Below are 14,348 nucleotides of genomic sequence, written 5' to 3'. Positions count from 1 at the left end.
TTAGACTGGCTAAGATTTATGCATACCCCCAATGATTATCGGGTGAGCCATAAAAATACAGATAGGATTATGAAAAGTTTTTTAGTTGACCAGGATGGCTATTACGGAGAATTCGGCGGTGCTTACGTACCAGAAATCCTCCACAAATGTGTTGAGGAACTAACGAATAAGTACCTCGAAGTGATTGAAAGCGAAGATTTTAAGAAGGAGTTCGACCAGTTGCTACGTGACTACGTAGGACGTCCCTCCCCACTCTATCTGGCCAAACGCCTTTCTGAAAAGTACGGTTGCAAGTTGTATCTGAAACGGGAAGACCTGAATCATACAGGTGCTCACAAAATCAACAACACCATCGGACAAATCTTACTGGCACGCCGCATGGGAAAGAAGCGTATCATCGCCGAAACCGGAGCCGGACAACATGGAGTAGCAACAGCTACCGTCTGTGCATTGATGGATATGGAATGTATCGTTTATATGGGAAAGACGGACGTAGAACGCCAGCACATCAATGTAGAGAAAATGAAAATGTTGGGAGCCACCGTTATCCCCGTTACTTCCGGCAACATGACTCTGAAAGATGCAACCAACGAAGCGATCCGCGACTGGTGCTGTCATCCTGCCGACACTTATTATATCATCGGATCTACCGTAGGTCCTCATCCCTACCCTGACATGGTAGCACGTCTGCAATCTGTTATCAGCGAAGAAATCAAAAAGCAACTGCAAGAAAAAGAAGGACGCGATTATCCGGATTATCTGATAGCCTGCGTGGGAGGAGGAAGTAATGCTGCCGGAACGATTTATCATTATATCAACGACGAACGGGTAGGCATTATCCTGGCGGAAGCGGGAGGTAAAGGAATAGAAACCGGAATGACCGCCGCTACCATCCAACTCGGCAAAATGGGAATTATCCACGGAGCACGTACCTATGTCATCCAAAACGAGGACGGACAGATAGAGGAACCATACTCCATTTCCGCCGGACTAGATTATCCGGGCATTGGTCCGATACACGCTAACCTTGCCGCCCAAAGCCGTGCCAACGTATTGGCAATCAACGACGACGAAGCGATAGAAGCTGCCTACGAACTAACCAAACTCGAAGGTATTATCCCTGCATTGGAATCCGCCCATGCATTAGGAGCTTTGAAAAAATTGAAGTTCAAGCCGGAAGATATCGTTGTATTGACTGTTTCGGGACGAGGAGACAAAGATATTGAAACCTATTTGTCGTTTAACGAACAGCTATAAATAATTAGTCAACCATCATTCGCAATCAATAATCAAGCAATTATAGAAATGAAAACATTTAATTATACTACCCATAGCAAACAAGTGCTCGGAGACATGCATACTCCCGTCAGCATTTATCTGAAAGTGCGCGACATGTATCCTCAATCCGCATTAATGGAAAGTTCCGATTATCATGCCGGAGAAAATTCCCTGTCATTTATAGCCCTTTGTCCCTTGGCAAGCATCGGTGTAAACGGTGGCATTGTCACTGCCAACTATCCCGATAATAGCCGTACGGAAGAACCGCTGACAAAAACATTCAATGTAGAAAAGGCCATAAACCGGTTTATCAATCAGTTCCAGGTGACCGGAGATAATAAGAATGTATGCGGGCTTTACGGATACACGACGTTTAATGCCGTGAAGTACTTCGAGCATATCCCGGTGAAAGAAAGTCATGATGAGCAAAACGATGCTCCGGATTTACTATACATATTATATAAGTATGTCATTGTTTTCAATCATTTCAAAAATGAGCTGACATTAGTTGAAATGTTGTCCGAAGGAGAAGAAAGCGGTTTGCCGGAACTGGAAGCAGCCATCGAAAACCGGAATTATGCTTCCTATAATTTCTCTGTAACAGGCCCCGTAACCAGCCCCATCACCGACGAAGAACACAAAGCAAATGTGCGCAAAGGAATCGCACACTGTATGCGCGGAGATGTTTTCCAAATCGTGCTTTCCAGAAGATTTATCCAACCATACGCTGGGGATGATTTCAAAGTTTATCGCGCACTCCGCAGCATCAATCCTTCTCCTTATCTTTTCTATTTCGACTTCGGAGGATATCGTATCTTTGGTTCTTCACCGGAAACACATTGCAAAATCGAAAACGGCCGCGCCTACATTGATCCGATTGCCGGAACCACCCGTCGCACGGGAGACACAGTAAAAGACCGCGAATTGACAGAGGCTTTACTGGCCGACCCTAAAGAAAATGCAGAGCATGTCATGCTGGTTGATCTTGCTAGAAACGATCTTTCACGTAATTGCCATGACGTACGCGTGGTATTCTATAAGGAACCGCAATATTATAGCCATGTTATTCATTTGGTAAGCCGTGTCAGCGGTATGCTGAATGAAGGCGCAGACAAAATAAAAACGTTTATTGACACGTTCCCGGCCGGTACGTTAAGCGGCGCCCCCAAAGTACGCGCTATGCAGTTAATCAGTGAAATCGAGCCACATAATCGTGGAGCCTACGGTGGTTGTATCGGTTTTATCGGATTGAATGGCGAATTAAACCAAGCAATCACCATCCGTACTTTTGTAAGCCGCAACAACGAACTCTGGTTCCAGGCCGGAGGAGGTATCGTAGCACGCAGCCAAGATGAATACGAACTGCAAGAGGTGAACAATAAACTGGGAGCACTGAAAAAAGCAATTGATTTAGCTGTCAAACTAAAAAATTAACCGTCCCAAATAGTCAGCCTAAAAAATAATTGCTGTTGCCTGAAAAAAGATTCCCGTTGCCTAAACGCTTCTATTTCTTTAGGCAGAAAAGCAGAGATAGTATTTGAACAACCATTTTACAATGACAATAAAAATGAAAATATTACTTTTAGATAACTACGACTCTTTCACTTATAACCTGCTGCATGTAGTGAAAGAATTAGGGGCTACAGATATAGAAGTAGTCCGCAACGACCAGATAGAGCTTGATGAAGTAGATCGTTTTGATAAAATCATCCTGTCTCCCGGACCGGGCATACCCGAAGAAGCCGGCTTGTTACTACCTATTATTAAGAGATATGCTCCGACCAAAAGCATTCTGGGGGTCTGCCTGGGTCATCAGGCTATCGGCGAAGCCTTCGGAGCACGTCTGGAAAACCTCAAAGAAGTATATCATGGCGTACAAACTCCGGTAAGTATCATTCGTCAGGACCTGCTTTTTGAAGGATTAGGAAAAGAAATCCCTGTCGGAAGATATCATTCCTGGGTAGTCAGCCGGGAAGGTTTTCCGGACTGTCTGGAAATAACAGCAGAAAGCCAGGAGGGACAAATCATGGCAATCCGCCATAAAACGTATAATGTACATGGTATTCAGTTCCATCCCGAATCAGTATTAACTCCGCAAGGAAAAGAAATTATCAAAAACTTCTTAAACGATTAAACTTATGAAACAGATTCTATACAAACTTTTCGAACATCAATATTTGGGACGCGATGAAGCGCGCACCATTCTACAGAACATCGCGCAAGGGAAATATAACGATGTGCAAGTGGCCTCACTCATCACCGTCTTTCTGATGCGTAATATTTCCGTAGAGGAATTATGCGGTTTCCGTGACGCACTGTTGGAAATGCGTATTCCGGTCGATTTGAGTGATTTCGCTCCGATTGATATCGTAGGAACCGGAGGTGACGGAAAAAACACATTCAATATTTCTACAGCTTCCTGCTTCACAGTTGCCGGAGCCGGCTTTCCGGTTGTGAAACATGGTAACTATGGAGCAACGTCGGTCAGTGGTGCCAGTAATGTAATGGAGCAACACGGTGTAAAATTCACCAGTGATGTAGACCAACTGCGTCGCAGCATGGAAAAATGTAATCTTGCTTATCTGCATGCCCCTTTATTCAATCCGGCATTAAAAGCAGTAGCTCCGGTTCGTAGAGGATTGGCAGTGCGCACTTTCTTCAATATGCTCGGTCCATTGGTAAATCCGGTATTACCTGCCTACCAATTGTTAGGAGTTTACAATCTACCGTTACTTCGCCTTTACACCTATACTTATCAGGAAAGCAAGACGAAATTTGCCGTTGTTCATAGCCTTGACGGATATGATGAAATTTCTCTGACCAATGAGTTTAAAGTGGCAACCAGCGATCATGAAAAGATTTACACTCCCGAAAGCCTCGGCTTCTCCCGTTATAAGGATATTGATCTGGATGGCGGACAAACACCGGAAGATGCAGCTAAGATTTTCGATCATATCATGAATAATACAGCTACGGAAGCTCAAAAAAATGTAGTGATAGTCAACTCCGCTTTCGCTATCCATGTGATTCGTCCGGAAAAGACAATTGAAGAATGTATTGCTCTTGCCAAAGAATCATTGGAAAGCGGACGTGCATTAGCAACACTAAAAAAATTCATTGAATTGAATAGTTAATTTGATTTACGATTAGCAAGTCTGATTATAAATATAAAAACAAACGAACTGATGAAAGATATATTATCCGAGATTATAGCAAACAAACGATTTGAAGTTGACCTGCAAAAGCAGGCTATTTCTATCGAACAATTACAGGAAGGTATCAGCGAATCTCCGACTCTCCGCTCTATGAAGCAGGCATTAGCCTCTTCCGCATCAGGTATTATCGCCGAGTTCAAGCGGCGCTCTCCTTCCAAAGGATGGATACAAGAAGAAGCGTGTCCGGAAGAGATCGTTCCCTCCTATGCAGCGGCAGGTGCCTCCGCCCTTTCCATCCTTACTGATGAGAAGTTTTTCGGAGGAAGCCTGAAAGATATCCGCGCCGCACGCCCTTTGGTGGAAATTCCCATTCTTAGAAAAGACTTCATCATTGATGAATACCAGCTTTACCAAGCTAAAATTGTTGGTGCAGATGCCGTACTTCTCATCGCAGCCGCACTAGAACTGGAAAAGTGCAATGAACTGGCAGAGAAAGCCCATGAATTAGGACTGGAGGTCTTATTAGAGATTCATAGTTCCGAAGAACTGGCGTACATTAACAAAGGAATAGATATGGTAGGTATCAACAACCGTAATCTGGGTACTTTCTTCACCGATGTAGAAAACTCTTTCCGCCTGGTCGGACAACTTCCTCAAGATGCGGTACTGGTATCTGAAAGCGGCATCTCCGATCCGGAAATAGTTAAACGCCTCCGGGCAGCCGGATTCCGGGGATTCCTGATCGGCGAAACATTTATGAAAACACAGCGACCGGGAGAAACTTTACAGAATTTCCTGCAAGCCATTCAATAAACTAATTATTCAAAACGGACAGCCCTATGATTAACGGAAAAATTATCAAAGTATGCGGTATGCGAGAAGCTGAAAACATACAGGACGTAGAGGCTATCGAAGGCATAGATATGCTGGGATTCATCTTTTATCCTAAATCTCCCCGATGTGTCTACGAGCTTCCGGCTTACCTGCCCACTCATGCCCGGCGTGTCGGCGTCTTTGTCAATGAAGATAAGCAAGTGGTCAGCATGTATGCTGATCGTTTCGGACTGAATGATGTGCAACTCCACGGAAATGAATCGCCGGAATACTGCCGGTCCTTACATTCTACCGGATTGAAAATCATCAAGGCCTTTTCCGTAGACCGCCCCAAAGACTTGAAAAAGGTGTATGACTACGAAAAAGTCTGTGATCTTTTTCTGTTCGATACCAAATGCGAGCAATATGGTGGTTCGGGAAATCAATTTGATTGGAGCATATTACACACATATAACGGAGATGTACCTTTCCTTTTGAGCGGAGGTATCAACTCATACAGTGCCAATGCCCTGAAAGAATTCAAGCATCCCCGGCTTGCCGGATATGATCTCAACAGCCGTTTTGAAACCAAACCGGGAGAAAAAGATCCGGAGCGTATCCGGACATTTTTAAACGAATTAAAATCATCACTTTAAAATTCCAACGTCATGAATAGAATTAATCAACTTTTCAATAGCAACAAGAAAGACATACTTTCTATTTATTTTTGTGCCGGCACCCCCACTTTAGATGGTACTGCCAATGTAATCCGCACACTCGAAAAACATGGAGTAAGCATGATTGAAATCGGTATTCCTTTCAGTGATCCGATGGCAGACGGCATTGTTATCCAGAATGCCGCTACCCAAGCATTGCGCAACGGCATGTCTTTAAAACTTCTTTTTGAACAATTGCGGGATATTCGCAAGGACGTAAAAATACCACTTGTATTCATGGGGTACTTAAATCCAATCATGCAATTCGGATTTGAAAACTTCTGCCGTAAATGCGTGGAATGCGGTATTGATGGCGTCATCATCCCCGATCTCCCTTTCCGTGATTATCAAGAACATTATCGTATCATTGCCGAGCGCTACAACATTAAAGTGATTATGCTCATCACACCGGAGACCAGCGAAGAACGGGTACGCGAAATAGATACACATACCGACGGATTCATTTACATGGTTTCATCAGCAGCAACTACCGGAGCACAACAGAATTTCAACGAACAAAAACAGGCATACTTCAAGAAAATAAAAGATATGCATCTGAACAATCCGTTGATGATAGGATTTGGCATCTCCAATAAAGCAACGTTCCAGGCAGCTTGCGAACACGCTTCCGGAGCTATCATCGGCAGTAAGTTCGTTACTCTGCTCGAAGAAGAAAAAGACCCGGAAAAAGCCATCCTTAAATTAAAAGAAGCGGTGAAATGATTTATGATTTATAATTTATGAATTATGATTTATGCGAATCAGCAGTTGAATCCAGGTCATTGGTAATTCTAATAAATTAATCAAGTGTGAGGGACGTGAGGGAGGTTCACATGAATGATAAATCTACAAAATCATTCGAAAACTCATAAATCATAATTCATAAATCATAAATCACTATTTTTTCCTATCTTTGCCAGCGTTTTAACAGTAATTCAACAATTATGAGAGCAGAAACCCCTTCCGTTTTGTTAATTTACACGGGTGGAACTATCGGAATGATAGAGAATCCGGAAACAGGTGCCTTAGAAAACTTCAACTTCGATCATTTGCTTAAGCATGTACCCGAACTAAAAAGATTCAACTACCGCATCTCTTCCTACCAATTTGATCCCCCTCTCGACTCTTCGGATATGGAACCTGCTTACTGGGCAAAGCTAGTAAAGATTATCAATTACAATTATGATTATTTTGATGGTTTTGTCATCCTTCACGGAACAGATACGATGGCTTACACAGCCTCTGCATTAAGCTTTATGCTCGAAAACCTAAGCAAGCCCGTCATTCTCACCGGTTCCCAGCTACCAATCGGAACTTTGCGCACAGACGGAAAAGAAAATCTCATCACAGCCATTGAAATCGCAGCTGCCAAAAACCCGGATGGTACGGCCATCGTTCCTGAAGTTTGTATTTTCTTTGAAAATCATTTGATGCGTGGCAACCGTACCACCAAAATTAATGCGGAGAATTTTAACGCTTTCCGCTCTTTCAATTATCCACCCTTGGCACGGGTAGGTATCCACATCAAATATGAACCCCATCTTATCCGGAAACCAGATCCGACAAAACCATTAAAGCCGCATTATCTATTTGACACCAATGTAGTTATTTTGACTCTCTTCCCTGGTATTCAGGAGAGTATCGTAACTTCTCTGCTTCATGTTCCCGGATTGAAGGCAGTTGTCATGAAAACCTTCGGTTCGGGAAATGCCCCGCAAAAGGAATGGTTCATCCGTCAGCTAAAAGAGGCTACCGATCGTGGAATTATCATTGTCAACATCACACAATGTGCCTCCGGAGCAGTAGAGATGGGACGTTATGAAACAGGAATGCACCTTTTGGAAGCAGGTGTAATCAGCGGATATGACAGTACTCCCGAATGTGCCATAACAAAACTCATGTTTTTATTGGGACATGGATTACCCAACAAGGATATCCGATATAAAATGAACTCCTGCTTAATAGGAGAAATTACTAAGTCTTAAATTAAATACACTTAATATAATCCTTTGATTTTCATTTTAAGCAGAGCAGTCTTATAAAAGTGAAAATCAAGGGATTTCTCTTCACCATCATCGAGACTTCATCAAACCTAAACGAGCCAAAGAAGAACCAAAACAGAAGTATAGTTGTTTTCACTCTATAAAATAACAGAAAAAACATTTCCAATAAAAGATATGCAGTTATTTTTGTGATGGATTTGGTTACAAACAATCAAGCAATAATACATTATGATGAAAAAAACAGTTCAATTTGTGCCCATTATTGCAATAGCAATGGCAGGTACTATGTTTAGTTGTGTGGACTCCGGAAAGGATCTCTATGATCCGTCTTATGAAACACCTAACCCGATGGGAGATGGCTTTGCTGCTCCCGATGATATCAATTGGAACATGATAACCACTAAAAATGTTTCAGTCGAAGTGAAAGATGAAGAAGGAGGGCAATTTGCTTATTTAATTGAAATATATGCAGAAGATCCTTTGACTAACGAAAATGCTTCCGTACTCGCTACAAGGACAGCTAACAAAGAAAACAACTTTAAATTTACAGCTGCTGTCAGCCTGCTTCCCACTCAAAAGGGTATTTACGTGAAACAAACCGACCCAAGAGGACGTGAACAGGTATATCAGTTCGATGTGCCGGAAAACAGCGATAATATTACCTGTAAGCTCTATTATGCAGAATCTGCAGCACAAAATAGAGCATTAATGAGTCGTGGTGCCGCTACAAGAAGCCTCGCATTTGAAAAACCGGATTATTCTTCCATACCAGCTGACGCTAAGGAAGTTACAGAAATGACAGGAACTACTTTACTGCGTAATGCTAATTACAAAATCACCTCTGACTATAATGGTATATTCAAATTTGACGGATATGACGGTGATATTGCAACCAGAGTTTATGTAGATGCCCAATGGACTATTCCTGCAACTTTCCAATTCCAGAACGGAATTGAAATCATTGTGATGAACAATGCAAAGATTAATGCATCAGGAACCATGACATTCATCAGAAACTCCATGCTGACTATCATGGAAAAAGGAGAAGTAAACGCAGACGATGTATCATTCACTAATGGAGCGCCTGCTGCATTAAGAAACTGGGGGACACTGGCGGTAACAAATACCATGATTCTGCATTCCGGTGCAACACTCTACAACGAAGGAACCATAACAAGCAGAGACATCTCAATCAATTCTAACACAAAAATTGTGAATGATAATAAAATTGAGCTTGAAGGTACATTAAATCTGCCATCTAATTTCTCACTAGAAAATAACGGAGAGATTTATGGTAAGGAATTAATTGCAAATTCTGATGCTGTTGCTACCAATAACAACATCATGAGATTTACAACTATAAGCCTCACCAATACAACATTCAACAATGCTTGCAGCCTGGAAGCCACAACTTCTTTCTATGCAAACGGAGCAACATTCAACTTTACCCAAGGATATTTAAAAGCTCCTACGATGGAGTTTGTTAATGGGACAGTCAACTTGAGCAATGGTTCTATGCTGGATGCAACTACAAGTATTTACATGAATACAGCTCATGCTAAATTTTACGGAAAGGGCGAAAATACTTCTATGATAAAATCTCCGGTTATAACCGGACAAGGTTTTACGTATGACGGAAACTTAGTTATTGAATGTGATAATCATGTTGAAAAGAGCCCATATTGGAACAACTTCTATGTACAAAATGGCGCATACTTCACTAAAATGGGAGAATCCAAAGTCGTGATAGATGTCTGCACGGGTACTAAGAATAATGGAAATGAAGGAGAAGAACCAGAAGATCCTAAATTCCCGATCATCATGGATGACACTCGTAATTACGCTTATCTATTTGAAGACCAGTGGCCTTTATATGGAGATTACGATATGAACGACCTTGTTTTGATTATCAAAGAAAGAAAGATTTCCATCAACAAGGATAATAAGGCAGAAGAGTTCACGCTAAGTCTTGATTTATCGGCTGCCGGAGCTACGAAGAGCATCGGAGCTGCTATCATGCTGGACGGTGTTCCTGCCAGTGCTATCACACAACCGGTGGTGTTCAGTGATAACTCTCTTGCTAAAAACTTTAATGTGAATAGTAATAAGATTGAGAACGGCCAGGACTATGCTGTTATCCCATTATTTGACGATGCTCACAACGCATTGGGAAGAGACCGTTACGAACAGATTAATACCATTAAAGATCATTCTGCCAATACGAATCCTAAAAATATCAGTTTCACTATCAAGTTCAGTAACCCAATTTCTGTGGATGAGCTTAATATCAACAAACTGAATGTGTTCATCTTCGTAGAAGGAAACAGAAACCAGCGTAAAGAGATCCATATCGTCGGTTACCAACCCACTAAGTTAGCAAATACCGACTTGTTCGGAGGCAACAACGACGATAGCTCTACTTCTCGCAAAAGATATTACATCAGTAAAGATAACCTGGCATGGGGAATCATGGTTCCGACAGACTTCAAATGGCCTTTGGAATATGTGAATATCAAATCTGCTTACTCGCTGTTCGAAAGTTGGGTAACAAGTGGCGGTACTAAGAATGAAGAATGGTGGAAAACTTTTGATTCATCAAGAGTCTATAAATAAGCCAAACAGTCAATCATCAACACGGATTTCATGAAAGTTGAAATCCGTGTTTTTTCATCAAGATACTGTTAGTCGCAATTAATAGAAAAAAAACATATATCACGAATTTTACTCTCCAGAATGGAGATTATTCTAAAATAATATCTATATTTGCAGTGTATCACAAATATAATGTGGCAACAATCTCAATCAATAAATCAAATAACAAAGCAAGCGATAGAAAGGTCTATTCGTATGAAGAAAAAAATATTACTAGTCGACGATAAATCGACAATCGGAAAAGTGGCCGGTGTGTATCTAGGAAAAGAGTATGATTTTACCTATTTGGAAGATCCCATCAAAGCAATAGAATGGCTTAATGAAGGCAATGTACCTGACCTCATTATTTCAGACATTCGTATGCCTCTTATGATGGGTGATGAATTTTTAAGATACATGAAGAACAATGAATTATTCAAGTCAATTCCTATCGTTATGTTATCCAGCGAAGAAAGTACAACGGAAAGAATCAGACTACTGGAAGAGGGAGCAGAAGACTATATCCTGAAACCATTCAACCCATTGGAACTCAAAATCCGAATCAAAAAGATTATTGACTAATACCGGGTCTTCTACACATGCAATATTTTGTTTATATAGGCAGAGATAGCAAAACAATAGAACTACTCTCCCGACTAAGTATTGGGGTATTCTATGCTGCGTCCAATTGTAGCAAAGCTGTCAAAGTATTGGAGAAAATACGCGAAAAATATGACGCAGCCCTATTTTTCGAACAGGTGAACTTATCCCAAGATATTGCAGATATCCAATACATGCGCAAAAAATATCCGGGACTTTATATGATACTCGTCATCGATTCCTTGTCTAAGGAAGAAGCATCCGAATATCTTAAAGCCGGCATTAACAATACAATCAAATATGAAACGAGCCAAGAGGCTTTAAAAGACTTATCGACTTTCCTTAAACGAAGAAAAGATCAGAAAATAAAGGCACTTCAGCTTAAAACACAAAATATTAATGCTTTCCGGTTGCCTTTATGGAAACGAACTTTTGATATATTCTTTTCGGGAATGGCGATATTATGCCTTTCTCCTCTCCTAATATTTACTGCATTAGCTATCCGGTTAGAAAGCAAGGGCCCCATTATCTACAAATCCAAGCGAGTAGGAAGTAACTATCAGATATTCGACTTCCTTAAATTCCGTTCGATGTACACTGATGCCGACAAGCATTTAAAGGATTTCAATGCTCTTAACCAGTATCAACAGGAAGATGAGGATATTTGGGGAGAAGAACCGGAAGCGGAAATTAATGAAGAAGCCGACGAAGAAGAAATCCTCCTGATATCGGACGATTTCGTAATCTCCGAAGAAGACTACATCAACAAGAAGTCCAAAGAAAAAAGCAATGCTTTCGTTAAATTGGAAAATGACCCGCGAATAACAAAGATAGGACGCATTATCCGTAAATATAGTATTGACGAATTACCTCAGCTTATTAATATTTTAAAGGGGGATATGTCAATAGTAGGCAACCGTCCTCTCCCACTCTATGAAGCCGAATTGCTGACAAGCGATGAGCACATCGACCGTTTCATGGGTCCGGCCGGATTGACCGGTTTATGGCAGGTAGAGAAAAGAGGTGAAGCCGGTAAACTTTCTGCCGAAGAACGTAAGCAGTTGGATATTACCTATGCAAAGACATTCTCTTTCTGGTTGGATATAAAGATTATTCTGAAAACAGTTACTGCATTCATTCAAAAAGAGAACGTATAATCTCCTTCCAGATGATAGACTCTTATATCTACATAATAGATGACCTGATATTCTTCTGTACAGGGCTTTTGCTGCTATACCTCTTTGTGATGGCCGTAGCTTCACATTGCAAACATATCACTTACCCTAAAGCTCAAAAAGCATATCGTTGCGCCATTCTCGTTCCAGAAGGAAGCCTTCTTCCAGATATATATAAAGAAGAATCATATGAGTTTATCACATACAGCGATCTGCATCAGACAATCCACAGTTTAGACCCAGAGCACTACGATCTGGTTCTCTTTCTATCCCATACAGCATCCGCTTTATCTCCGCAATTTCTGGACAAAATATACAATGCATACGATGCTGGTATACAAGCCGTCCAGCTACATACGGTGATAGAAAACCACAAAGGTTTCCGTAATCACTTCTGTGCCATACGTGAAGAAATAAAAAACAGCCTTTGCAGAGCCGGTAATACACAATTCGGACTATCATCCTATTTGCTTGGAACCAACATGGTAATCGATCTGAAATGGCTGCAAAAGAACATGAAAAGTTCCAAAACCAATATTGAGCGAAAGTTATTCCGACAGAATATATACATTGACTACCTACCGGACGTAATTGTTTACTGCCAATCCGCTCCGGTCTGCCCTTATCGGAAACGTATCCGGAAAACGACTTCTTACTTACTCCCTTCCATATTTGAAGGAAACTGGAGTTTCTGTAACCGGATCGTACAACAATTGATACCTTCTCCACTTAAATTATGTATCTTTGTAAGCATCTGGACTTTGTTGATTACCATATATAATTGGACCTTATCATTTGGATGGTGGATTGCACTCTTCGGTCTATTAATCACTTACAGTCTGGCAATCCCTGATTATCTGGTAGAGGACAAAAAGAAGAAAAAACATTCAATATGGAGAAAAAAACACTAAAACAGCGAATTAAAGAAAACCCCGGTTTAAAACAGGCTGTGCATCGTTTCATCATGCATCCCGTTAAAACTCGCCCCAACTGGTGGATACGGCTCTTCGATTTCATATACCTGAAACGTGGAAAGGGTTCTGTTATCTACCGAAGCGTCCGCAAAGACCTCCCTCCTTTCAACCGGTTCTTCTTGGGAAAATATTCTGTTGTCGAAGATTTCTCCTGCCTGAACAATGCAGTTGGCGACCTAACAATCGGAGATTATACACGCATCGGATTAAGAAATACAATCATAGGTCCGGTTCATATCGGCAACCATGTCAACCTGGCACAGAATGTAACAGTCACAGGACTTAACCACAATTACCAGGATGCGGAAAAGATGATTGATGAACAAGGAGTCAGCACACTGCCTGTTGTCATTGAAGATGACGTATGGGTAGGCGCCAATTCGGTCATTCTACCGGGAGTAACCCTAGGAAGACATTGCGTAGTGGCTGCCGGAAGCGTAGTCAGTCATTCCGTTCCACCTTATTCAATATGCGCCGGATGCCCTGCAAGAATCATTAAAACATATGATTTTGAGACAAAAGAGTGGAAGAAAGTAGAAAAAACACCTGCTACTAACCATAAATAGTGAGAACTACTACATAATATACCTCATAAAGGTGATTGTGACTCATACTGAAACGCATTATCTTTGCAGTATCAGAATTGAATTAATTAGTCATAATTTTATTACGTAGCCACATTTAAGTAAAAAATGAAATAGAATCCTGCCGAAGCGATTTCGTCAGGATTTTGTTTTTATCTCCCCTAACCACAAGATCCAATGATAATATTCGTCAACAGATTCTCTGCCACAAAATAGTGACGCTATCCGGTAAGGATAGTGACGGTATACAACAACAATACCGTCACTATCCCGAGCTTATGGCGTCACTATTTTTTCTACACTTATCTGATCTCTTATAACGTGTATTATAAGCTATATCAATGGCATTTTCTATTCAACCCGTCAGGGCTCACCCGATAATCATTGGGGGTATGCATAAATCTTAGCCAGTCTAAAGA

The 14,348-nt window shown here is 41.3% G+C and carries 13 protein-coding genes; all 13 read left to right on the top strand.

Going from position 1 to position 14,348, the window contains the following annotated elements; all coding sequences use genetic code 11:
* Positions 1-69 precede the first annotated feature (69 nt).
* The 13 genes from trpB (at position 70) to DW862_RS25045 (ending at position 13,911) form a co-directional block, all read left to right on the top strand.
* Positions 70-1,257 (top strand): tryptophan synthase subunit beta, encoded by a 1,188-nt coding sequence (gene trpB / locus DW862_RS25105; RefSeq protein WP_007752215.1) that lies wholly within the window; start codon positions 70-72, stop codon positions 1,255-1,257.
* A 48-nt stretch (positions 1,258-1,305) separates the two neighbouring features.
* Positions 1,306-2,712, top strand: coding sequence for an anthranilate synthase component I family protein (locus tag DW862_RS25100; protein WP_087317750.1), 1,407 nt, complete (start codon positions 1,306-1,308; stop codon positions 2,710-2,712).
* 133 nt (positions 2,713-2,845) lie between these two features.
* Positions 2,846-3,412 (top strand): aminodeoxychorismate/anthranilate synthase component II, encoded by a 567-nt coding sequence (locus tag DW862_RS25095; protein WP_008770619.1) that lies wholly within the window; start codon positions 2,846-2,848, stop codon positions 3,410-3,412.
* A gap of 4 nt (positions 3,413-3,416) precedes the next feature.
* Complete coding sequence (gene trpD / locus DW862_RS25090) at positions 3,417-4,412, top strand: anthranilate phosphoribosyltransferase (RefSeq protein WP_008022877.1); 996 nt, start codon at positions 3,417-3,419, stop codon at positions 4,410-4,412.
* A 51-nt stretch (positions 4,413-4,463) separates the two neighbouring features.
* On the top strand, positions 4,464-5,246 hold the full coding sequence (trpC, locus tag DW862_RS25085; protein WP_120071079.1) for an indole-3-glycerol phosphate synthase TrpC: 783 nt from the start codon (positions 4,464-4,466) through the stop codon (positions 5,244-5,246).
* A gap of 26 nt (positions 5,247-5,272) precedes the next feature.
* Positions 5,273-5,902, top strand: coding sequence for a phosphoribosylanthranilate isomerase (locus DW862_RS25080; protein ID WP_008640637.1), 630 nt, complete (start codon positions 5,273-5,275; stop codon positions 5,900-5,902).
* A 12-nt stretch (positions 5,903-5,914) separates the two neighbouring features.
* On the top strand, positions 5,915-6,685 hold the full coding sequence (trpA, locus tag DW862_RS25075; protein WP_004316614.1) for a tryptophan synthase subunit alpha: 771 nt from the start codon (positions 5,915-5,917) through the stop codon (positions 6,683-6,685).
* Positions 6,686-6,906: 221 nt separating this feature from the next.
* Positions 6,907-7,947 carry an asparaginase gene (locus DW862_RS25070; RefSeq protein ID WP_049702564.1) on the top strand — a complete coding sequence of 347 codons (1,041 nt, stop codon included), beginning with the start codon at positions 6,907-6,909 and terminating at the stop codon, positions 7,945-7,947.
* Between the two features lie 246 nt (positions 7,948-8,193).
* The gene (locus DW862_RS25065) at positions 8,194-10,578 is read left to right on the top strand and encodes an LruC domain-containing protein (protein WP_120071076.1); all 2,385 of its coding nucleotides are present in this window, start codon (positions 8,194-8,196) and stop codon (positions 10,576-10,578) included.
* Positions 10,579-10,812: 234 nt separating this feature from the next.
* Entirely contained in the window at positions 10,813-11,178 is a 366-nt protein-coding gene (locus DW862_RS25060; protein WP_004300114.1) for a PleD family two-component system response regulator, read from the top strand.
* 17 nt (positions 11,179-11,195) lie between these two features.
* Complete coding sequence (locus tag DW862_RS25055; RefSeq protein WP_120071072.1) at positions 11,196-12,353, top strand: sugar transferase; 1,158 nt, start codon at positions 11,196-11,198, stop codon at positions 12,351-12,353.
* An 11-nt stretch (positions 12,354-12,364) separates the two neighbouring features.
* Positions 12,365-13,282: a glycosyltransferase family 2 protein gene (locus DW862_RS25050; protein ID WP_120071069.1), complete on the top strand. Its 918-nt coding sequence runs from the start codon at positions 12,365-12,367 to the stop codon at positions 13,280-13,282.
* Positions 13,264-13,911, top strand: a complete 648-nt coding sequence (locus DW862_RS25045; protein ID WP_120071064.1) for a DapH/DapD/GlmU-related protein — start codon at positions 13,264-13,266, stop codon at positions 13,909-13,911. The genes DW862_RS25050 and DW862_RS25045 overlap by 19 nt, the downstream gene beginning before the upstream one ends.
* Positions 13,912-14,348: the final 437 nt, after the last annotated feature.

Origin of the sequence: Bacteroides sp. AM37-9 (assembly GCF_003603455.1) — a bacterium.
GTDB classification, from domain to species: Bacteria; Bacteroidota; Bacteroidia; order Bacteroidales; family Bacteroidaceae; genus Bacteroides; species Bacteroides xylanisolvens.
This window is presented reverse-complemented; position numbering and strand designations above follow the sequence as displayed.

What these genes read in the sequence shown, in the direction of transcription:
- trpB (WP_007752215.1), top strand. Translation starts at nt 70, where the DNA reads ATGAAAAGTTTTTTAGTTGACCAGGATGGCTATTACGGAGAATTCGGC.
- DW862_RS25100 (WP_087317750.1), top strand. Translation starts at nt 1,306, where the DNA reads ATGAAAACATTTAATTATACTACCCATAGCAAACAAGTGCTCGGAGAC.
- DW862_RS25095 (WP_008770619.1), top strand. Translation starts at nt 2,846, where the DNA reads ATGAAAATATTACTTTTAGATAACTACGACTCTTTCACTTATAACCTG.
- trpD (WP_008022877.1), top strand. Translation starts at nt 3,417, where the DNA reads ATGAAACAGATTCTATACAAACTTTTCGAACATCAATATTTGGGACGC.
- trpC (WP_120071079.1), top strand. Translation starts at nt 4,464, where the DNA reads ATGAAAGATATATTATCCGAGATTATAGCAAACAAACGATTTGAAGTT.
- DW862_RS25080 (WP_008640637.1), top strand. Translation starts at nt 5,273, where the DNA reads ATGATTAACGGAAAAATTATCAAAGTATGCGGTATGCGAGAAGCTGAA.
- trpA (WP_004316614.1), top strand. Translation starts at nt 5,915, where the DNA reads ATGAATAGAATTAATCAACTTTTCAATAGCAACAAGAAAGACATACTT.
- DW862_RS25070 (WP_049702564.1), top strand. Translation starts at nt 6,907, where the DNA reads ATGAGAGCAGAAACCCCTTCCGTTTTGTTAATTTACACGGGTGGAACT.
- DW862_RS25065 (WP_120071076.1), top strand. Translation starts at nt 8,194, where the DNA reads ATGATGAAAAAAACAGTTCAATTTGTGCCCATTATTGCAATAGCAATG.
- DW862_RS25060 (WP_004300114.1), top strand. Translation starts at nt 10,813, where the DNA reads ATGAAGAAAAAAATATTACTAGTCGACGATAAATCGACAATCGGAAAA.
- DW862_RS25055 (WP_120071072.1), top strand. Translation starts at nt 11,196, where the DNA reads ATGCAATATTTTGTTTATATAGGCAGAGATAGCAAAACAATAGAACTA.
- DW862_RS25050 (WP_120071069.1), top strand. Translation starts at nt 12,365, where the DNA reads ATGATAGACTCTTATATCTACATAATAGATGACCTGATATTCTTCTGT.
- DW862_RS25045 (WP_120071064.1), top strand. Translation starts at nt 13,264, where the DNA reads ATGGAGAAAAAAACACTAAAACAGCGAATTAAAGAAAACCCCGGTTTA.